Origin of the sequence: Streptomyces sp. NPDC007164 (assembly GCF_040634135.1) — a bacterium.
Classification (GTDB): Bacteria; Actinomycetota; Actinomycetes; order Streptomycetales; family Streptomycetaceae; genus Streptomyces; species Streptomyces sanglieri.
Genome location: NZ_JBEYFB010000070.1, coordinates 1 through 20,433, shown reverse-complemented (window position 1 = coordinate 20,433; position 20,433 = coordinate 1). Strand labels below are relative to the sequence as shown.

General features: G+C 72.5%; 15 protein-coding genes. 8 read left to right on the top strand and 7 right to left on the bottom strand.

Features of this window, described 5'->3' with window-relative positions:
• Window positions 1-72 precede the first annotated feature (72 nt).
• Window positions 73-1,074 carry a DUF6745 domain-containing protein gene (locus ABZ622_RS38605; protein ID WP_360551509.1) on the top strand — a complete coding sequence of 334 codons (1,002 nt, stop codon included), beginning with the start codon at window positions 73-75 and terminating at the stop codon, window positions 1,072-1,074.
• A gap of 36 nt (window positions 1,075-1,110) precedes the next feature.
• Here ABZ622_RS38605 and ABZ622_RS38600 read toward each other — a convergent pair whose 3' ends face one another.
• From ABZ622_RS38600 to ABZ622_RS38590, 3 genes are all read right to left on the bottom strand, one after another.
• Complete coding sequence (locus ABZ622_RS38600; RefSeq protein WP_266727884.1) at window positions 1,111-1,701, bottom strand: TetR/AcrR family transcriptional regulator; 591 nt, start codon at window positions 1,699-1,701, stop codon at window positions 1,111-1,113.
• A 134-nt stretch (window positions 1,702-1,835) separates the two neighbouring features.
• A complete protein-coding gene (locus tag ABZ622_RS38595) occupies window positions 1,836-5,573 on the bottom strand; it encodes a S8 family serine peptidase (RefSeq protein WP_360551507.1) in 3,738 nt (1,245 codons plus the stop codon).
• Window positions 5,574-5,733: 160 nt separating this feature from the next.
• The gene (locus tag ABZ622_RS38590; protein WP_360551505.1) at window positions 5,734-6,297 is read right to left on the bottom strand and encodes a carboxymuconolactone decarboxylase family protein; all 564 of its coding nucleotides are present in this window, start codon (window positions 6,295-6,297) and stop codon (window positions 5,734-5,736) included.
• Window positions 6,298-6,457: 160 nt separating this feature from the next.
• Between ABZ622_RS38590 and ABZ622_RS38585 the strand changes: the two genes are divergently transcribed.
• The 7 genes from ABZ622_RS38585 (at window position 6,458) to ABZ622_RS38555 (ending at window position 13,027) form a co-directional block, all read left to right on the top strand.
• On the top strand, window positions 6,458-6,898 hold the full coding sequence (locus tag ABZ622_RS38585) for a PPOX class F420-dependent oxidoreductase (protein ID WP_360551503.1): 441 nt from the start codon (window positions 6,458-6,460) through the stop codon (window positions 6,896-6,898).
• A gap of 98 nt (window positions 6,899-6,996) precedes the next feature.
• On the top strand, window positions 6,997-8,244 hold the full coding sequence (locus ABZ622_RS38580) for an MBL fold metallo-hydrolase (protein ID WP_360551501.1): 1,248 nt from the start codon (window positions 6,997-6,999) through the stop codon (window positions 8,242-8,244).
• 493 nt (window positions 8,245-8,737) lie between these two features.
• Entirely contained in the window at window positions 8,738-10,735 is a 1,998-nt protein-coding gene (locus ABZ622_RS38575; RefSeq protein ID WP_360551499.1) for an ATP-binding protein, read from the top strand.
• Between the two features lie 7 nt (window positions 10,736-10,742).
• Complete coding sequence (locus ABZ622_RS38570; protein WP_360551497.1) at window positions 10,743-11,177, top strand: roadblock/LC7 domain-containing protein; 435 nt, start codon at window positions 10,743-10,745, stop codon at window positions 11,175-11,177.
• A 2-nt stretch (window positions 11,178-11,179) separates the two neighbouring features.
• Window positions 11,180-11,551 (top strand): DUF742 domain-containing protein, encoded by a 372-nt coding sequence (locus tag ABZ622_RS38565; RefSeq protein ID WP_124720608.1) that lies wholly within the window; start codon window positions 11,180-11,182, stop codon window positions 11,549-11,551.
• Between the two features lie 331 nt (window positions 11,552-11,882).
• Window positions 11,883-12,443 (top strand): ATP/GTP-binding protein, encoded by a 561-nt coding sequence (locus tag ABZ622_RS38560; protein ID WP_360551523.1) that lies wholly within the window; start codon window positions 11,883-11,885, stop codon window positions 12,441-12,443.
• Window positions 12,440-13,027 (top strand): GAF domain-containing protein, encoded by a 588-nt coding sequence (locus ABZ622_RS38555; protein WP_360551495.1) that lies wholly within the window; start codon window positions 12,440-12,442, stop codon window positions 13,025-13,027. The genes ABZ622_RS38560 and ABZ622_RS38555 overlap by 4 nt, the downstream gene beginning before the upstream one ends.
• A gap of 30 nt (window positions 13,028-13,057) precedes the next feature.
• Here ABZ622_RS38555 and ABZ622_RS38550 read toward each other — a convergent pair whose 3' ends face one another.
• The 4 genes from ABZ622_RS38550 to ABZ622_RS38535 all read right to left on the bottom strand — a co-directional run bounded on the left by ABZ622_RS38550 (window position 13,058) and on the right by ABZ622_RS38535 (window position 20,121).
• Window positions 13,058-14,968 carry a DUF2264 domain-containing protein gene (locus ABZ622_RS38550; RefSeq protein WP_360551493.1) on the bottom strand — a complete coding sequence of 637 codons (1,911 nt, stop codon included), beginning with the start codon at window positions 14,966-14,968 and terminating at the stop codon, window positions 13,058-13,060.
• Window positions 14,969-15,001: 33 nt separating this feature from the next.
• Entirely contained in the window at window positions 15,002-17,446 is a 2,445-nt protein-coding gene (locus tag ABZ622_RS38545) for a polysaccharide lyase 8 family protein (RefSeq protein ID WP_360551491.1), read from the bottom strand.
• 23 nt (window positions 17,447-17,469) lie between these two features.
• On the bottom strand, window positions 17,470-18,870 hold the full coding sequence (locus tag ABZ622_RS38540; protein WP_360551489.1) for a M60 family metallopeptidase: 1,401 nt from the start codon (window positions 18,868-18,870) through the stop codon (window positions 17,470-17,472).
• A gap of 156 nt (window positions 18,871-19,026) precedes the next feature.
• Window positions 19,027-20,121, bottom strand: coding sequence for a LacI family DNA-binding transcriptional regulator (locus tag ABZ622_RS38535; protein ID WP_360551487.1), 1,095 nt, complete (start codon window positions 20,119-20,121; stop codon window positions 19,027-19,029).
• Between the last annotated feature and the right edge of the window lie 312 nt (window positions 20,122-20,433).

The following is a 20,433-nucleotide window of genomic DNA, read 5'->3' as shown; positions in this document are numbered from 1 at the left end:
CCGACGACGCAGTACGCACAAGACACAACACACAGAACACAACACACAGAACACTGGGGACGGGGAAGACCGATGCAGTACGTGGACTCATGGCGGGCCGTGGCAGCGGCGACCGGCGCGGCCGACCGGCCCGCGGCCGAGGACGGGCTGCGGCTCGCCTACCGCAGCGCAGGACTGGCCGAGCCGGAGCGGATCGTCTGGGTCGACTCGCCCAGGGCCGCGGTGGAGGCCGTGGAGAAGCTCGTCGACGCCGGGCGTTCGGTGCGCGACGAGATACGGACCCGCCCCTGGGCGCAGGAGCGCCGCCGGATGTACGACGAACTGGGCCCGGCGGGCTGGTCCGCGCTGTGGTCCGCCACCGGCGCCCAGCTCTGGGAGACCACCGCGGCGCTCGCCGACCGGATCCGGGCCGGTGTCGTCGCGGACCTCTCGAAGCGCCCCGAAGACGAGTCCGGCGTCCGGCTGGTGCTGCTCGACGCGGTGCTGGGCCAGCACGACGCGGCCTGGCTCGCCGCCTTCGACGGCCGGGGCGACCGCCTCGACGGTCTGGCGGAAGTGGCCAGGCACGCGGGCTGGTGGTGGCCCTACGAGCGTGCCGTGGTGATCAGCGAGCGGCCGGAGGCGCTGCACCGGGACGAGGCGGGCCGGCTCGACCGCGGGGACGGGCCGGCGCTCGCCTACCGTGACGGCTTCGCCCTCCACGCCTGGCGCGGCATGCCGGTGCCCGCCGAATTCCTGGCGGAGCTGAACTCCCTGACGCCGAAGCGGATACGCGAGGAGGAGAACGCGGAACTGCGCCGCGTGATGCTGGAGTTCTACGGCTACGACCGGTACCTCTCCGAGTCCGGTGCGGAGCCGGTGCACCGTGACGAGACGGGTGTCCTGTGGCGGATCGCGCTGGACGGCGACGAGGACGTGGTGATGGTCGAGGTGGTCAACTCCACCCCCGAGCCGGACGGCACGCACCGTGTCTACTGGCTCCGGGTGCCGCCCGGCACCCGGACCGCGAAGGCCGGTGTGGCCTGGACCTTCGGACTCGACGGCAACGCGTACGCGCCCGTGCGCCAGACCTGAGCGCCGTCGGCCGTCCGGGGCGGGCCGGGACCGGGGTCAGGCCGTCAGTGCCTCGTGGTCGATGCCGAGTTCGCGGGCGAGTGCCTCGTCGGTCCAGGCCAGCATCGTCGCCCGGGAGAGCGGGCCCGCGTACGACGTCGTCTGGACGGCCAGGCCGTCCAGCAGGGCGGTCAGCCGCCAGGCCGCGGACATCGGGTCGTCGCAGTGGAACTCACCGGCGGCGGCACCCTCCTCGATGACCTCGGCCAACTCCGCCTTCCACTGCTGGTCGAGGTCTCCGGCCACGTTGCGCAGCGCCGGGTCGCGCAGCGAGGCGGCCCAGCCCTCGATCCACAGCCGCCACCCCTTGGCCTGCCCGGTGGGCGCGTACCAGCGGACGGCGGCGCGCAGCCGCCGTACCGCGCTGGTGCGGCGGCCCAGTACCTTGCGCAGTTGGGCGAGGTCGGCCTCGGCGGCATGGGCGAAGGCGGCCGCGACCAGCTTCTCCTTGGTCGAGAAGTGGTAGAGCACGAGCGCGTTGCTCACGCCGAGCACGGCGGCCACATCGGCGATCCGGACCGCCGAGACCCCCCGTACCTCGATCTGTTCGATGGCAGCGCGCAGGAGCTCTTCACGTCGTTCCGCCACGCTCAACCGCACTCTCGCCACGGCGTCACCCTAGCGAATATGCCAATCACGGGTAGAGCGGGGGCGGAGCCGCGCACGGCCCCACCCCCTTGCTCAGCCTGTTCGAACGGTGCCTGCGACGCCGGACCGGACCGTCAGCGCCGCGAGCACCAGATGTCGGCACAGCCGGAGTTGTACGCGTCGGTCAGCGTCTCGGTCAGCGACGCACCCGAGGCGTCCGTGACGGTGGATCGCAGATCGACCTTGGCGGTCCCGAGCGCCGGCACGGTGACCTTCCAGCGTCCGTCGGTGCCACGGGTCGCCGCGGCCGGCCTCCAGTCGGTGCCGTCGGTGGCATACCAGACCTTCAGCGAGGCGATGGGCAACGCCTTCCGTTCCCCCTGCGCGGTGAGACCGACCGTGTAGCCGAGCGGCTTCCCGGGATCGGCCGCGTTCTCACCGGTGAGCGGGAGCCGGTAGTCGAGGTCGAGCAGCCGGGCCGGGGCGGCCGACCTCTCGTGCCCGGAGCGCAGCCGCCATTCGCTGGTCACTCCGGTCCCCAGCATCCAGGTCACCGGGTCGGGCGACGTACGGGTGGCGTCGACGGTCAGCCGGTACCAGCCCTGCTCGCGCGGCAGGTCGAAGGTGGCGCGGCCCGGTGCGTCATTGCGGGCCAGCACCTTTCCGCTGTCGTCCGCGAGGACCGTGCTCCCGCTGTCCGCCTCCGGCGCGGTCTCGGCCCGGTGCCCGGCCGCGTCGGAGAACACCGGGAGGGCCACCTTCAGCTTGTCGCCCTCCCTCACGACCTGGGCGGCACCGGCCCGTCTCCCGAGGGCCGGGTTGAACGGCGCGGACATCCAGTCGTCCCGGTAGCCGACGCCCGCGCGGTACACGGTGGGTGCGCCGACCAGGGTGCCCAGCGGATAGACCCGGTCACCGACGTCGTACTGGTAGTGGAAGGTCGCCGTAGTCCACTCCACACCGGGGGAGAAGTGCAGCGTCTGCTCCGCCGGCGGACGGTAGCGGGTCGTCTGCTGGAAGAGCGTCAGCCCGTGCCAGGTCGTCCAGGCGTACATGGCCTTGGGGTCGGACGGGTAGCCGTGGGTGCGGTGATTCGTCCGTACCTCGGCCAGCTCGGACCGCCGGTCGAACCAGTCGGCCCCGGCCGGGATCCGGCCGTCGACCGAGTGGTGCAGATAGTAGGCGTCCGCCCCGGTGCCGACGCCGTTCAGGGTCAGCGTCAGGGGCCCCTGGGCCAGCCGGTCCCGCAGGGTGGGTACGGCCGCCGCGTCCAGCCGGAGTACGGGCGTCGGCCGGTACACGGAGAGCCCGTAGCCGACGTACATGATGGCGGCCGCGCCGGCGTCGGTGAGCTTCTGGTAGAGCGCGTTGTTGAACGAGGTGTCGCCGGTCGCGGGGGTCCACAGCACGATCCTGCCCCTGAGGTCCATCGACGCGGGGTCGGTGTCCGCCCCGGTGCCGATGTCGACGACCTCGCCGGTCGCCGTGCCCAGCCAGCTGTAGATGCTGTACTGCGACAGCAGCAGTTTCAGGTCCTGCGGGGAGGAGCCCGGCTCGTGTCCGTCGACCTCCCGCTGCTGCCAGCTCAGCCCGCCGAAGAAGGTGAGGCCGTCCAGCGTCCCGCCGGTGCTGGGCACGGCCTCGACGCGGTACTGACCGGCGGAACTCGGCGCGGCGAGTCCGGTGTCCGCGGTCGCGGAGCCGGTGTCGATGTGCGAGGCGATTCCGGTCGCCGACTGGAGGGCGATCCGGGCGGACCCGTCGTCCACCCCGATCCGCACCGGCCGGGCGCCCCCGGTGTCCAGCGCGAGCGCGGTGTCCCGGTCCAGCGTCACGCGCCGGGCGAAGTGGATCGCGGTGGTCCCGACGGCGGTGCCGTCCACCGTGTCGTACTCCCAGGTGTGCCCGAGCGCCCGGTAGTTGCCGCGCGGCAGCGTCACCTTCCTCGGTGCGGTGCCGGTCAGCCCGATCAGTTGGGACGTGCCGGTCCGTTCGTTCTGCAGGACCACGCCCGTCGTGGCGGCCTCGCTGCCCGCCCGGGGTGCGGGCCCGGTCAGTGTGAGGGTGTACGTCTCGGGATCCGCCTCGATCGAGACGGGCACGGTCGCCCGTCCGTGCCCCGGCCAGGTCGCGGTCACGGCACCGCCGTACGTCGTCCCGGCCTCGACCTCGGAGGGTTCGAGGGTGACCTTCGAGACGGCCGAGGACCGCGCGGGCACGGTCAGCGTCCGCGCGCCGATCCGCACCGCACCGCCCTGCCCCGCCGAGAGGGTGAGCCGCACCGGCCTGTCGGAGGTGTTGGTCCAGGTCAGCTCGCGGCTCTGTGGCTCGGCGGAGGAATTCGGGTACCTGGCGTCGGCGGCCAGCGTCGCGGGTTCGGCGAGCACCGCGGTGGCCAGCGCGGCCGGCACGTCGGTGAGGCCGGAACCGGTGTCGGAGACCGTCGCACCGTCCACCCGCGCGGCGCTGCCGATCAGCGCCGCCTTCAGCCGGGCGCCGGACCAGTCGGGGTGCCGCTGGGCCAGCAGGGCCGCGGCGCCCGCCACGTGCGGGGCGGCCATCGACGTACCGGAGAGCGAGGCGTACCGCTCGGTGACGGCGGCGTCGTCCAGGGTGCCGGCGGCGCGGGCCGCGACGATGTCGCTGCCGGGGCCCGAGATCTCCGGCTTGACGGCGGGCCGGCCCTCGCGCGGTCCGCGTGAGGAGAACGGCGACATCGCGCCGGACTTGGTGACCGATCCCACGGTCAGCGCGGCGTCGGCGGCGCCGGGCGCGCTGATGGTGTGGTCGCCGCTGTTGCCCGCGGCGATGACGAAGAGCGTGCCGTGCTCGGCGGAGAGCCGGTCGACGGCGGCGGACAACGGGTCGGTGCCGTCGGACGCCACGGTCTGGCCGAGGCTCATGTTGACGACCTCGGCGTCCTGGTCCACGGCCCACTGCATGCCGGCCAGGATCCAGGAGTCGTAGCCGTAGCCGTCGTTGTCGAGCACCTTCCCCTCGACGAGTTCCGCGCCCGGCGCGACCCCCGCGTACCGGCCCGCGGACGCGGCCCCGGAACCGGCGATGATCGAGGAGACATGGGTGCCGTGGCCCTGCATGTCCTGGACGTCGCCGCCCCCGGTGAAGTCCTGCGAGGCGACGACCGCGTTCTTCAGATCGGGATGGTCCCGGTCGTAGCCGGTATCGAGAACGGCGACCCTGGCGCCCTTCCCGGTGATCCCGGCCCGGTGCGCCCGGTCGGCGCCGATCTGCGGCACGGACCTGTCGAGCGTGGCCCGCACCCGGCCGTCGAGCCAGACCTTCCCGATGCCCTGTGCACGGGCCCGCGACGGGGTGCCGAGCTGCTCCCAGACGGTCCCGGCCGACTTCTTCGGCACGTCGAGCGCGGAGGTCCGGGCGGTCGGGAAGGCGGCGGCGACGCGTGCCCCCTTCGGGGCGCGGGGGCTGCGTGACGACTCCGTGGCGCCGCCGACGAGGATGCGCAGCGAGTCCGTGTCGGCGTCCGCGTAGCCCGAGGCGGCCAGCTCGGTCACGTCGAACAGCCGCCGGTCCACCCGGTCCCGGGCGATCTGGCCGACGGCGTCGATCGGGACGGCGTACTCGTGACCGCCGGCCCGGAAGCGGGTGAAGCCCATGCCCTCACGCCCGGCTCCCGGCACGATCGAGCTGATCTGTACCCCGTCGCCATGGCCGGAGTACGTCACCACATCGCCGGTCAGCAGGGTGACGGTGCCGCCCCGGCCGGCCGCTGCCGGGGACGCGGACGGGTCGGCGAAGGCGGGGGCGCGGTCGGCGGCGGCGGGCAGTGTTCCACCTGCAAGGGCGGCGGCGAGCGCGGTGGCGCAGACCGCCGTCCATCTGGTCCGTCTCATTCTCACCTCGTGAACTCGTGGGTTCTCAGGGGGTGGTGAGGTGAGACTGTCAGGAACATGGCAGATCGGCGCCGGGTGTGGACTGGCGGGTAGCTGCCATGGCAGCTACCCGCCGCGCCGACCGGGGAACCGGGGCCGCGGCACCGGCCGAGTCGCCGGGTCAGTGGTTCGCGGGGCGCTCCACCTCGCACCGGTCCTTGAAGCCCTGGCTGGTCAGCCCGAGGGCGGAATTGGTCCGGGAGCGCATGTTCTCCACCGCGACCATCGTGGTCAGCTCCACGAAGGCCGCCTCGCCGAGCGCGGTCCGCAGCCGCTGCGCCGACTCGTCACCGACCTCCGGCGGGGTGAGGCTCATCGCCTCCGCGTACTCCATGACGTCGCGCTCCAGCGGGGTGTACACCTCGCTCTCCCGCCACACCGGCACATCGCGCAGCTTGCGCGGGTCCATGCCGTGCCGGTGGTTCTCCCAGTAGCCGAAGTCCATGCACCAGCCGCAGCCGACGGTGGCCGCGGCCGACATCACGGCCAGCGCCTTGAGCTGCGGGTCCAGCTTCTTCCAGCGCCCCACCGACAGCTCGAACCGGGCACCGGCCCACAGCACCCCGGTGTGGTGGGCGGCGGCCCGGAGCGGATCGATGACCTTGCCGTACGTCCGGTTCGAGTACCAGGAAACGGCGCGGAAAAGGAGGGTGCGGGGCGGGTCGAGCGGGATTCGGGCGGTCATGACCGGTCTCCTTCGGTACGGCTCGGGTGCCGTCCGACGGCCTTGCGGACACCGCCGGACGGACTGTGTCACCGGTGCGACGGACGCGGGGGCCCCGGATGTGACACGGCGGTGCGGCCGGATCCGGAATCCTGTGACGGGTACGGACGTTGGATCCGGCATGACGGCATTCGACGCACGGCAGGAAGCGCTGCTCGGGCTGCTCGCCGAGGAGAACGGCGGAGTGCTCGTGACACTCAGGCGGGACGGCAGGCCCCAGCTGTCCAACGTCAATCACTTCTACTACCCCCGAGAACGCATCGTCCGCGTCTCGATCACTGAGGACCGGGCGAAGACGAAGAACCTGCGCCGCGACCCCCGGGCCGGCTACCACGTCACCGGCGCGGACCGCTGGGCGTGGACGGTCGTGGACGCCACCGCCGAGCTGTCCCCGGTCGCCGCCGATCCGCACGACGCGACGGTCGAGGAGCTCGTCGCGCTCTACCGCGACGTCCAGGGCGAACACCCGGACTGGGACGACTACCGCAGCGCGATGGTCCGGGACCGGCGCATCGTGCTGCGGCTGCACATCGAGCACGTGTACGGGCAGCCGCGTGGCTGACCCGGCCCGGTCAGGCCCTCGTTCCCCCGGACGCTCCGCTCTCGCACCGTCATGCCCCGCCCATAATGAGACGACACCGATTTCCCCCAGGAGATGCTTTGACCGGCGCCGACCCCTTGCCTCCGCTTCGCACCAGGCTGCGTTCGCTGCGCCCCGCCGCATTCGGCGCAGACCCGGGCGGTGCCCGCATGGAGCGCATCCGCCGCTCGCCCAACTTCGCCGACGGCGTCTTCCAGAACCCGGTCGGGGCGCGGACCAGGCCGTCCGGGTCCACCCTGGAGTTCGCGAAGGTCTACTTCCGCAAGGAGGAGCGGGCACGCAGGGCGCCGGTCGGCACCGTGCCCGTCCACGCCACCACCTACGCGGACCTCGCCGAGACCCCCGCCACGGGGCTGCGGCTCACCTGGATGGGCCATTCCAGTGTGCTCGCCGAGATCGACGGCCGGCGGGTGCTCTTCGACCCGGTGTGGGGCGAGCGCTGCTCGCCCTTCGCCTTCGCCGGGCCCAAGCGGCTGCACCCGGTGCCGCTGCCGCTGGCCGCCCTCGGCCCGGTGGACGCGGTGGTGATCTCCCACGACCACTACGACCACCTCGATCTGCCGACGATCCGCGCGCTCGCCGGTACCGACACGGTGTTCGCCGTCCCGCTGGGGGTCGGCGCCCACCTGGAGCGGTGGGGCGTGTCCACCGACCGGCTGCGCGAGCTCGACTGGAACGAGACGACGAAGATCGCCGGAATCGGCCTGACCGCCACTCCGGCGCGGCACTTCTGCGGCCGTGGCCTGCGCAACCAGCAGCACACCCTCTGGGCGTCCTGGGCCGTCGCCGGCCCCGAACACCGGATCTACCACAGCGGCGACACCGGATATTTCCCGGGCTTCAAGGACATCGGCGCGGAACACGGCCCGTTCGACGCGACGATGATCCAGATCGGCGCCTATTCCGAGTACTGGCCGGACATCCACATGACCCCGGCCGAGGGCATGCAGGCCCATCTGGATCTCCAGGGCGGCGAGCCGCTGGGGGCGATGCTGCCGATCCACTGGGCCACCTTCAATCTCGCCCCGCATCCGTGGGCCGAGCCGGGCGAGGGCACCCTCGCCGCCGCACAGGACGCCGGCGCCCGCGTCGCGCTGCCGCTGCCCGGCGAACCCTTCGAGCCCACGGCGCAGACCGTTCCCGCCGAGCCCTGGTGGCGCGCGGTGGCTCCGCAGCCGATCGAGCAGCGGCCCGCGGCGGCGGCCCGGATCACGGACCTGTCGGCCGATCCGGCCGGCGGTACGGGCCGGGCGCCGGACGACGCGGCGGCGGAGGCCGGCCACGCCGAGGTGGCGCCGACGGCGTAGCGCCATTCGCCATCGTCCGCTCGGACCACGGCACGGCGTACGGCTCGCGGCCGGCCGGGGCGTGGCGGCGTACGGGGCACGGCGCCCGGACCACCGCGTACGGAACACGCGGCGCACTCGGGCCGCGCACGGAACACGCGCGGCACATTCGGATTCAGACGGCTCGGCCCGTCCGGCACGACCGGACGGGCCGAGCCGTTTCGTGTGCTCATGGGTTCATTCCGATCGGCCATTCGGGTGTCGGCCGACCAGGTGTCAATGCGGAGTAATCGGTCTCTTGTGCGAGTGGTCATACCAGAGCGGGACGGATGGCGGGCAAGTTCGACAACTGCCCGCCGAACCCGCGTGATTGACGACTACCGTGTGTGGCCGGTGATCAACGGTGGGCTCATAACTTTCGAGCCTGCCCGACCGATGCACCGAGCCTGACCGACCACCGTAGGTGCCACCGCATGAACGCCGATTCCTGGTGCCCCATGTACCGAGGACAATGATGTCTCAACTTCGCGCACCCGAAGCGCGACCGGAACGCCGAGAGGGCGGACGGCACGGCCGACCCGGTGCCCGTTCCCACTCGGCCACGGGCAGGCCGCGCGCCGCCCAGCCGTCCCCCGAGGCGCGTATACGCCCCCAACTCCTGCGCACCGCGGTGCTGCCGACCGTCGTGGCGGTACTGAGCGGAGCCGCAGCGGTCATCTTCACCGCCCGCTCCGGCGCCCGGCTCTCCGGCGAACTCTGGATCGCGCTGGGCGTCGCCGGAGCGCTGGCGCTCGCCGCGGTCCTGGCCGCGTACCTCGCCGCCAACCGCGTCGCCACCACCGTCTTCGGCCGCTGTCTGGCGCTCCGCCGCACCAGCGCCCAGGGCCAGGCCGAACTGCAGCGGGTGGTGGAACAGCTCCGCAACGGCGAACCGGTGTCCGCGCGCAGGCCGCCACCGCCCTCGGCCCCCGGCAGCGACGCCTTCGAACTGCTCGCCCAGGAACTCGGCCGCCAGCAGGAGGCCGCCGTGACCGCGGTCGTCCAGGCGTCCAGGCTCTCCGACAACTCCGGCGAGGACCAGAAGGTCGAGGTCTTCGTCAATCTCGCCCGCCGGCTCCAGTCGCTGGTGCACCGCGAGATCCAGCTGCTCGACGAACTGGAGCACGAGGTCGAGGACCCCGATCTACTCAAGGGCCTCTTCCACGTCGACCATCTCGCCACCCGCATCCGCCGGCACGCCGAGAACCTCGCGGTCCTCGGCGGCGCCGTCTCCCGGCGGCAGTGGAGCAACCCGGTCACCATGACCGAGGTCCTGCGCTCGGCGATCGCCGAGGTCGAGCAGTACCCACGGGTCAAGCTCGTGCCGCCGATCGCCGGCACGCTGCGCGGCCACGCCGTGGCCGACGTGATCCATCTGCTGGCCGAACTGGTGGAGAACGCGACCGTGTTCTCCGCCCCGCACACCCAGGTGCTGCTGCGCGCCCAGCAGGTCACCGCCGGACTGGCCCTGGAGGTGGAGGACCGGGGACTCGGCATGCCGGGCAACGAGCAGAAGCGGATGAACGCCCTGCTCGCCGACCCCGACCAGGTCAATGTGGGCCATCTGCTCCAGGACGGCCGGATCGGGCTGTTCGTCGTCGCGTCACTGGCCCGCCGGCACGGCATTGCGGTCCGGCTGCAGAGCAACATCTACGGCGGCACACAGGCCGTGCTCGTCCTCCCGCAGTCCCTGCTCGGCGTGGACGGGGACGCTCCGGCCGAGGGCGCCGCGGCCGCGGCCCCGGTCCCGTCCCCCGGCCCCGTACACCGCCCGCCGGCGGAGGACGCGAGGGCCGGCCGGCACAATCCGGCCCCGGCGCCGAGCCTGAACCCCGACCCGGCGCCGAACGTGAGCCTGAACCCCGGTCCGAGCACCGCACCGGGCCCGCAGGCGAACACCGTCCGCCAGCCCTACGTCCCCAGCCAGCCGCTGCGCCTGCACCAGCCGCCGCAGCAGGGACAGGGCGGCCAGGGCCAGGGCGAGGCCCCACCGCTCCCGCTGCGGGCCGAGCGCCCGGACCGTCCCACCCCGGCCGAGGCCATCCCCGGAATCCGGACCTCGGACGACGCCCCCGACGCCCCGCACGCCGAACCCGGAGCCGTGCGCGGCACCATGGGCCGGCCGCAACTGCCCAGGCGCGCCAACCAGGAGCACCTGGTCCCGCAGCTCAGGGAGGCACCCGCTCCGCGCAGCGACGACGAACAGGCCCTGCACGACCCGGGACTCATGGCGGCCTTCCGGCGCGGCATCGAACTCGCCGAGGCCCGCAGCGAAGCCGAGGCCGACGCCGCCCCGGAGCCGGAAACGGGCCCCGGGACGGCGGCGGACCCGCAGGCCCGGCAGCCCCGCGCCCCGCTCGAACCGCTGCCGGTACGCGGACTCACCGCGACCGTCGCCCCGTACCCCTCGGGCCCGGCCCATGACGCGGTCCCGGTCGACGAACCCCTCGAAACGAACATCCCCAAGGAGTAGATGCACCATGGCGACCGATATGCCGTCCGGTCAGGTCCCGGACCTGGACTGGCTGCTGAGCGGACTGGTCCAGCGCGTCCCGTACACACGCAGCGCGGTTCTCCTCTCCGCCGACGGGCTGGTGAAATCCCTTCATGGCATGGACGCCGACAGCGCCGACCACATGGCCGCGCTGGCCGCCGGCCTGTACTCGCTCGGCCGCAGCGCGGGCGCGCGCTTCGGTGACAGCGGCGAGGTGCGGCAGGTGGTGGTCGAGCTCGACTCGACCCTGCTGTTCGTCTCCACCGCAGGTTCCGGCACCTGTCTCGCCGTGCTCGCCGGCCGTGAGGCGGACGCGGCGGTGCTCGGCTACGAGATGACGATGCTGGTCAAGAGTGTCCGGCCCTATCTGATGACGCCTGTCAGACAAGCGGCCGGGACACCGGGCGCCACGGGGCTGTGAGAGTGTCGGTCCCGCAGGACGGGCCACTGCTCGACGACGCGGCCGGCCGGCTGATCCGCCCGTACACCGTGAGCAACGGCCGGACCCGTCCCACGACCGTGCTCGATCTGCTCTCCCTGATCATGGCCACGGGGACCGAGCCGCAGACGCACCTCGGTCCCGAGCACTCCGTCGCGCTGGGGCTGTGCGGCGGCCCCACCTCGGTGGCCGAGATCGCCGCCCATCTGCGGCTGCCCGCAGTCGTCACCAAGGTGCTCGTCTCCGACCTGGTCGACTGCGGGGCAGTGACCGCGCATCCCCCCGCCTTCCACGACATGCCCACCGACCGATCTCTGCTGGAGGCAGTGCTCGATGGCTTACGACGACAGCTCTGACGGCTTCGGCAGCCCTGCCGCGTACGAGAACAACGCAATCCCCGAAGGCTTCGGAAGTCACGAGAGCCAGGGAACCCGAACCGCCCACGGAAGCCACGCAAGCCACGGCCGGGCCGAGGGGTACGGCGGCCCGGAGAGCCATGGGCACCCGGGGAACCACGGGGATGTGCACAGCTACGGGGAAGCACAGATTTACGGAGACACTCTGAACCACAGTGGCTCCCAGGGTTACGCGGACGCTCCGGGCTACGAGGCCGAGCCGGGCCGCGGTGATCCCGGCGGCGATGTCGGCGGTCCCCCGGGCCCGGAGGGGTTTCCCGTCGCGCTCAAGGTGCTGGTGGCAGGCGGGTTCGGGGTCGGCAAGACGACGTTCGTGGGCGCGGTCAGCGAGATCGCGCCGCTCAGCACCGAAGAGCTGCTGACCCAGGTCAGCGCCGCGACCGACAGTCTCGAAGGCATCGAGTCCAAGACCGCCACCACCGTGGCGATGGACTTCGGCCGCATCACCCTCGACGAGCAGCACGTGCTCTATCTGTTCGGCACCCCGGGCCAGGAACGCTTCTGGTTCATGTGGGACGAACTCTCCCAGGGAGCGCTGGGCGCCGTCGTGATCGCGGACACCCGCAGGCTCGCCGAGTGCTTCGCCGCCGTCGACTTCTTCGAGCGGCGCGGCATCGGATTCATCGTCGCGGTCAACGAGTTCGACGGCTCCTACCGCTACGCGCCCGAGGAGATCCGGGCCGCACTCGACCTCGGCCCGGACGTTCCGGTGGTGCTCTGCGACGCCCGGATCGCCAGCTCGGGCACCGGGGCCCTGGTCACACTGGTCCAGCACCTGATCAACGCCACCTCGGCCCCGGCCCCGCTGACCGGCTTCGGAGCCCGCCCGTGATCCGGAACAGCAACGGACGCATGCTGCTCACGCCCGTCGACGAGGATGCCCTGGTCCGCACCCAGCGGCTGAGGACGCTCGGGCTCGGCGAACGCTCCGACGCCTCGTTCGACAACTTCGACGCCTTCGCCGACCGGGTGGCCGAGGTGACCGGAGTGCCCTTCTCGATGGTCAACTTCATCGACGGCAACCGGCAGTTCTTCGCCGGTCTGCACACCCCGGCCGGTACGCACAAGGGCTCCGACCTCAGCGCCGCCGCCGCGGGCAGCAGCCGCAGCGGCCGGTATGTGGCGCTCGACCGCGGCTACTGCCCGCATGTCGTCGTACGCCGCAAGGCGCTCGTCCTGGAGGACGTCTGCGACTACCCGCGGTTCGCCGGAAACCCGGTGGTCGACGAAATAGGCATCCGTTCCTATCTGGGCGCACCCCTCATCGACCGCACGGGCATCGCCCTGGGCGCGGTCTGCGCGGTCGACACCGTGCCCCGCCCGTGGGGCAGGGCGGGGCTCGACACGATCAAGTCCCTGGCGATGGAGCTGGTCGGGCACATCGATCAGCGGGAGGGCAACGGCATCGGAATCTGATCGGGCCGTGACCCCGAGGCCGTGCCCCGGTCAGACCTCGACCGCCGTACCGTCCAGGAAGGTCAGCACCACCGAGTCCGCACCCGCACGCACCCGCACCGCATCGCGCAGCGCCTCCGGATGCACGGCGTCCCGGGAGAGGGCGACCAGCGAGACATGGACGCTCCGCCCGCCCGGGTGCGGCCCGCTGCGGAGGTACGGAATCGCCGAATGCGGTCCGTACGCGTTGGACTGGACATCACGCGCCACGGCCGCCCCTTCCGTCCCGCCGTCCCAGCCGTGCAGCGCGATCAGGGCGCTGCTCAGACCGTCGGCCGTACGGGCGAGAGCCCAGTCCGGGCCCGACAGGGCGAACGGGCTCCGCGCATGGGCGACCGCGTGACCGCCCTCCCGCACCACCGCCCCCTCGGGTGCCTCGACCCGGTGCACCCGGATCTCCCACGGGCCGTGCAGCACACTCGTCGTCTCGATCCGGTACGGGCGGTCGTCGCCGGGCAGCCGGGCCGCGTACCAGGAGGCCGCGATGCGGTCCTCGCAGCGCAACGGATGGATCCGGCTGCGCGGTGACGGGGTGCCGTCCGGTGCTAGGAGCGCCAGATGGCCGTCGACGGAGCGGGCCACGGCGTGCGGGGCGGCCTCGGGCGCCGTCGCCGTCGAGTACCCGAACCGGGCGTAGTGCGGATCGTGCGTGCCCTCGGCCGGGTCGGCCGTCTCGTCGAACGGCGGATTGTGGTCGCTGCCATGGTTGACCAGCCGGACGATGCCGTCGTCACGGGTGCCGTGCAGCAGCCAGCCGGTGGCCGGCAGCGCGGTGTACTGGTCGGACTCCTCGATGGGCAGCGGGAGTTCGCGCGCCGTCCACACCTCGTGGTCGGCCGGCAGCAGCAGCCCGAGGAAGCCCTTGCTCGCCCAGTACGGCGAGGCGGGGCCGGAGTACGGCTGGGTGCTCGGCAGGAACGTGTCGTACCAGCCGAGCGTCAGCAGCCCCCGCTCGTCCGGCACACCGCGCTCCGCGAAGTGCCGCATCGTGCCCGAGGCGAGCCGGCGGGTGAGCCCCGGCGCCAGCGGCGTGCAGTCGGCCAGCGCCCCCATCCACACCGGTGCGAGGGCGGCGAACCGGTAGGTCAGCGAACGGCCCTGGTGGACCGGCGCCCCGTCGGAGCCGAAGAAGTGCGGATAGTCCTCCAGGAACCTGCTGAGCCGCTGCCGGTAGACCTCGGTCCGGCCGCCGTCGTCGGCGCCCGCCATCCGCGACCAGAGCAGCGGGTACAGATGCATCGCCCAGCCGATGTAGTAGTCGAAGTTCCGGCCGTCCCCGTCGGTGTACCAGCCGTCACCGACGTACCAGTCCTCGATCCTGTCCAGGTTCGACTCGATGTCGGAGCGGCTGTACGGCGCGCCGACCGAGGCGAGGAACTGCTCGGACACCACCTGGAAGAGCCGCCAGTTGTTGTCCCAGGTGCGCCCGCCGACGAACCCGGAGAACCAGTCGACGACCCGCTCCTGCACCCGGGCGTCCAGCCGGTCCCAGATCCACGGCCGGGTCTCGTGCAGCGCCACCGCGACCGACGCCGCCTCCACCATCTGCTGCGAACAGTCCGTCAGCTTCGGCCACGCCTCCCCGCTTCCGGGGTCGGTGCCCGCGGCCAGCCCCGCCGTGTACCGCTCGATCAGCGCGGGGTCGACCGCCCCGCCCGCGCCCGCGATCCGGCAGGCGGCGAGCAGGAACGACCGGGCGAAGCCTTCGAGACCGTCCGAGACGACCCCCGACCAGCTGCCGCGGCCGGGCAGCCGGTACTGGGCGAAGCCGGGGGTCGCGTACGGCACCAGCGCATCCAGCATCCGGTCGGCGGTCGCCTCCCAGTGGGCCCGGGTCCAGCCGGTACGTGACGACAGGAGCCGGTCGGGCGGCGGCAGTTGCAGATGCGGTGCGACGGACATGGTGGTGCTGCTCCTTGTGGTGCGCGGGGTGGGTTACGGGACGAGTTCGGCTCGGTGGGTGTGGCCGCGTGAGCCGCCGACGGCGACGGTGAGCACGGGTCTGCGGCCGGGGACGAGGCTCACCGAGTCGTCGGCGGCAGCCAACGCCCGTACGCGGAAGGGAAGTTCGACCGAGAGCGTGGTCAGCGTGCGGCCAGGGTCGGCGACTGCGACCCGGATGTGCGCGCCGTGGCGCCGCACCAGCACCGACGCGGGGCCGGAGGCGGTGATCCCGGCGGCCGTTCCGGCGCCCCAGAAGTTCACCGCGGTCAGCCCCGCCCGACGCACCTCCACCGCTTGTGCGGTGCTGTCGTCGGCGACGATCCGGACCGGCCGGGACGCCGACCAGACCGCGGTCGCCGCGGCCGATGCGCCGGGCAGCAGCACATAGGCGTAGCGGGCGTCGGTGGGGGAGGTGCCGTGGTCCGTCCAGAGCGTCAGATAGCGGCGGGTGACGGGGTCGGTGCTGCCGCCGGTGTCCGCCCCGGTGTCGATGGCCCGCCAGGTGCCGGTGCGCTGCTCGCGCAGGGCGTGCAGGGCGGTTCCGCCGGGGAACACATAGCCGCCCACTCCCTCGACATGAGCCCACCGGGCCTGGCCGAACGTGCCGCTCCAGCCCTGCTCGACGGGCTGGCGGACGCCGTCGACCAGCAGCCGGTGCCGTCCGTCCATACCCAGATTGCGGTTCTCGACGATGGTCTCGACCGGACGGCCGTCGCTCGCCGTGATGCCCGCGCCGAGCGCGATCACCGCGTTGTCCAGCAGGAACCACGACTTCCTGGTCCGCAGGGTGGTGCCCTGACCGCCGATCACCTCCATCGCGGCGGCCCCGTACCGGCCGTCCAGCACGGCACCGCCCGCGACGGCGTTGGCCGGACGGTAAGTGGACGTACCGGCGCCCGTGCCGAGATCGGTCCGCTGCCGGGTGTCGACCGTGGTGCCGGGCAGGCGGTACGGATCGACGGTCGGCCAGAAGCCGTCGTTGAACTGCCCCAGGTCGTCGCCGTCGTACAGATACGTCATGCCGTCGCCGGTGTACCAGCCGTGCAGATTCTCGCCGTTGCCCGCCTCGTACGCCGAGATCCGCTTCGACGAGAGCGACAGTGCGCAGGCCCAGCCGGGGCGGCGGTGCACGACACGGTCCATGTCCGCGAACACCTGGCTGCCGGTGGAGCGCGGTCCGGCCGGCACGGTCCGGTCGTCCAGGACGGCCTTGGCCAGGGCGAGTTGGGGGAGCGTCGCGAGCCCCTCGAAGGGGGTGGTGCGGTTGCGGGTCAGCCAGCCCTTGACCAGCGCCCGCCAGCGCGTCGCGTACTCGGCGGGCGCTCCGGACGCCAGCAGCAGGATCGCCGCCAGGGCCGTCGCACCGTCGCGGTGGTCACCGGCGCGCTCCCGGGAGATCGCCCGGCCGCGCACCGAGTCCATCATCAGCCCGTCGAAGATCACCGGTGCGAAGGTCCGCTCCACGGCGTCGTACATCACCGACACCTCCGGGTCGGCCACCGCCCACTCGGACCCCGCCAGCAGGGCCAGCAGATACGCCGTGCCGCTGAGCAGCACGATGCCGTACGAACCGGTGTAGGCCACCACGTCGTGCTGGACGAACGAGCCGTCCTGGTAGAAGCCGTCACCCGAACTCGTGTACCGGAACAGGCTGTTGCGGCCCAAGTCGCGTACGTCGGAGAGCGCGTCGCGGGCCGATAGGAGCTTGGCCGGGTCCTGTCCCAGCAGCCCGCGCAATGCCACGATGACGGCCTTGTCGGTGCGGTTCGCCCCGGTCTCCGAGAGCGTGGGGGAGTTGGTGCGGCGGTCCGCGTCCGGGCAGAACCGGTCGACGACCGCGAGATAGTCCGCCAGGTCGGCCGCGGGAAGCCGGTCGCGCAGGACGACGGAGCAGTCCATCAGCGCACGCGGGGCGCCGATCTCCCAGAACCACCAGTTGCCGGTCTCGCGCCTGGCCGGGTTGTACGCGGTGTCGTGGGTGAAGCGCAGCGCGGCGACGAGGGCGTCCGCCACCTGCGCGTTCTTGGCGAGGGAGGTGCCCTCGGTGGCCCAGGCGGTCGCGACGGTACGCAGCCGGGTGTAGCTCTGGCCGAAGTTGCCCGGGTCGGTGAGCGGGGCGAGGTCCGGCCAGAGCGAGGTGCGGCCGGCGCTGCGGTCGAGGGTGTCCCACAGGCCCCCGGCCGTGGTGTCCAGAGCCGCGACCGCGTCGGTGAAGTCGGGGTCGGCCGGGTCGAATCCGCCGCCGGTGAGCAGGGATTCGGCGCGCTGGAGCAGGGTGTCGAAGCCTGCGGTGGGCGCGGCTTCGGCTTCGGCTTCGGCGGATGCGCCCGTGACGGGCGAGGCGTGCGCGGTGCCTGCCGTCGTCATCAGTGTTGTCGCGGCCGTTACGGCGGTGGCGCTGGTCGCCGCGAGCAGGCTGCGTCTGCTGAGGTTCACGGTGAACTCCCTTGTCGCTGCGGTCAGTCGTCCAGTGCGGACGGGTCGACGGGCGGCTTCGGAAGGTTCAACGCGGCCAGCTCGGCCCGGCCCGTGGCGTCGATCGGGAACGCCCAGGTGTTCACGAAGAAGTCGGTCAGGTCGTAGCCCGCGACCCGGCTGGAGCAAGTGGCGAGGGCCCGGTAGCGCTTGTCGGTCTCGGTGTAGTCGGACTGCGGATTCTCCTCGCGGACCAGCTTGTGCATCCGGGGCCAGAAGTCGTCGCCGAAGGCCAACTCCAGCTGCCGCAACGGGACGAGCTTCTCGTACGCGCCGAAGGACTTCTCGTACGTCAGCCCGGCCGTACCGAACTTCTGCCGCGCCGACTGGAAGTAGGTGAGTCCCGTCTTCGGGTCGACGGTGAGGAGGTTGGACGGCTGCTTCAGGGTGCGCTGCGCGGCCAGCGAGTAGATGTTGACGGTGACCTCGGTCAGGCCGCCGGGCTTGTAGGCGAACTGCTGGTGGAGGTGGCCGAGTTCGTGGTAAAGCCCCCAGCCCCGGGTGCGCAGTCCCTCCACGGTGGTGGCCCGGTCGAGGTAGGCGCGCGGGAAGCCGTTGTAGCCGTGTGTGGCGTAGGCGCCGACGCCGCTGGGCACCTTGCTGACCTCGGTGAAGTGGTATGGCCCGGCCTTGCGCCGGTGTACCGGCTTCGAGCCGTCCAGGCCGCTGATCCGGGCATGCGAGTCGATGATCGTCTCGACCAGGCCGAGCAGCGCGGCGTGGTCCTCGTCGCGGTACAACAGCGCGCCCTCACGGCTGAGCGTCATGATCGTGTGCGGTGCGTGCAGTTCGACGTAGGGCGATGCGGTGAGTGTGTCCAGCTGCCGCTGGTAGTCGGCCTCCGAAGTGCGGCCCAGGGTGAAGACCGGCATGGGGACGGCACCGGAGCGGACCACCACACCGGCCCGCTCGCCGCGCCCGGTCAGGGTGAGGTAGACCGGGCCGCCGTGCGGGTCCGTGACCGTGTTCGCCCCGGCGGCCAGCGGATAGCCGCGGGGTTCGGTGATCTCGCCGTAGTAGTCCCAGGCGCCGATCCAGAGCGTGGGCAGCAGACCGTCGTGCGGCTGGACGGTGAGCGAGAGCGGGGTGCCGGCCGGGACGTACAGCCCGGTGGGCTGGAACTCCGAGCCGCGCAGGGCCTGTCCGAGCCGCAGCCGCTCGGCCTCGGCGGCGGGCCGGGCGGTCACGGTCAGCTTGACCGGCCGGCCGGCCGCGCGCTCCGTGGTGGTGCCGGACGTGGTGGCCCGAGCCGTTCCGGTGGCGGCGCCGAGTGCGATGGCCGCCCCGGCCCCGGCGGCCGCGGCGAGCACGGAGCGCCGGCCGACGGGGGAGGAGACGGCGGAAGGAGCGGTGGAGGAGCCGGCGGAGTCTGTGGGCATGCGCATGCGGAACTCTCCCTGCGGAAACGAGTGAGGGGCGGAAGCGTGCGGAACGGTGCTGCTCGGCGCCAGCATGTAAGCGGTTGCTATTAAGAGGCAAGAGGGGGTACGAAGTTACTGCGATTTACTATGGCCAACTGTGGACAGGCGGGAAGTAACCGGTCACTTCCGGGTGGAGCGGTCGGCCCTCGGCGCCACGGAATCGCGTACCACGATGTGAGTTCCGAGCCGCAGCGCGTCCGTGGTGGGTTCGCGCCAGTCGTCCTCGTCCCCGCTGTTCACCGCGAGCCGTACGGCCTGGCGTCCCATCTCCTCCAGCGGAATGTGGACGGTGGTCAGCCGCGGCCGAAGCTCCTGGGCCACCGGAATGTCGTCGTACCCCACCAGGGACACGTCCTTCGGCACCCGGACCCCGGCCTCCTCCAGAGCCTGGGCCGCGCCTGCCGCCACCATGTCGTTGGCCGCGAAGACGGCGGTGAAGTCCGGTCCGTCCCGCAGTACTTCGGCCATCTTCCGGTAGCCGAAGTTGCGGCTGAACGCGCCCGGTCGGACCAGGTCGGGGTCCGGGTCGATGCCGCGCAGCCGCAGCGCCCGTTGGTACCCGGCCAGCCGGTCCCGGGTGGTGGAGAGCTTGGGCGGGCCGGCGAGGTAGAGGATCCGCTCGTGCCCCTGCATCAGCAGATGGTCGGTGATGGCGAAGGCGCCGCCCTCGTTGTCGTACTCGACCGCGACGGTCGGGGCCTGTTCGCCCAGCGGGGGCCTGCCGCACAGCACCAGCTTCGATCCGCCCGCGTCCAGCTCGCGCGCCCGGCGGGCCAGCTCCGTGGTGTAGCCCCGGTCGGCGATGGAGCCGCCGACCAGGACCACCGCGTCCGCCCGGCGCTCGTGCATCAGATCGATGAAGGCCAGCTCCCGCTGCGGGTCGCCCTGGGTGCAGCAGACCAGACAGAGCCGCCCGCCGAGTGCCGCCTCCCGTTCCACACCGCGCGCGATGTACGCGTAGAACGGGTCGATGACCTCGTTGACGATGATCCCGACGGTGCGGTTGGAGACGCCGGCCAGGGCGCGGGCGTGGGCGTTGACGACATAGCCCAGCTCGCGCATCGCGGACTCGACCCGCTCCCGGGTCGCCTCGGCGACCGGGTAGTTGCGGTTCAGTACGCGGGAGACCGTGGCCGTCGAGACGCCTGCGCGCCGTGCGACGTCGGTGACGGTCGCCCGTCGTTGTCCGTCCGCGGCTGTGCTCTGCCGGCGCATCCGGCTCACCCCCTGGTGGCTGTTGTGTGACGTCGAGCCTAGTGCCCCTCCGGGCAGGCGCCGCCCCGTCGCGCCGCCCATCACGTACGCCCGCCGCGTCGGCCGAAAGCCCTGGTGGCCCCGCCACCGGAGCGTCCGGCCGCGCGACGTCGGTGACCGTGAGCACCGGACGGAGGGCCTTGCGGGCGGACACCGCCGGGCACGGGAGTCACGCCCGCGCGGGCGACCGGCCCCGCGCCTGCGCGGGCGACCGGCCCCGCGCCTGCGCGGAGGCCGCCACTCGCGCCTGCGCGGAGGCCGCCACTCGCGCCT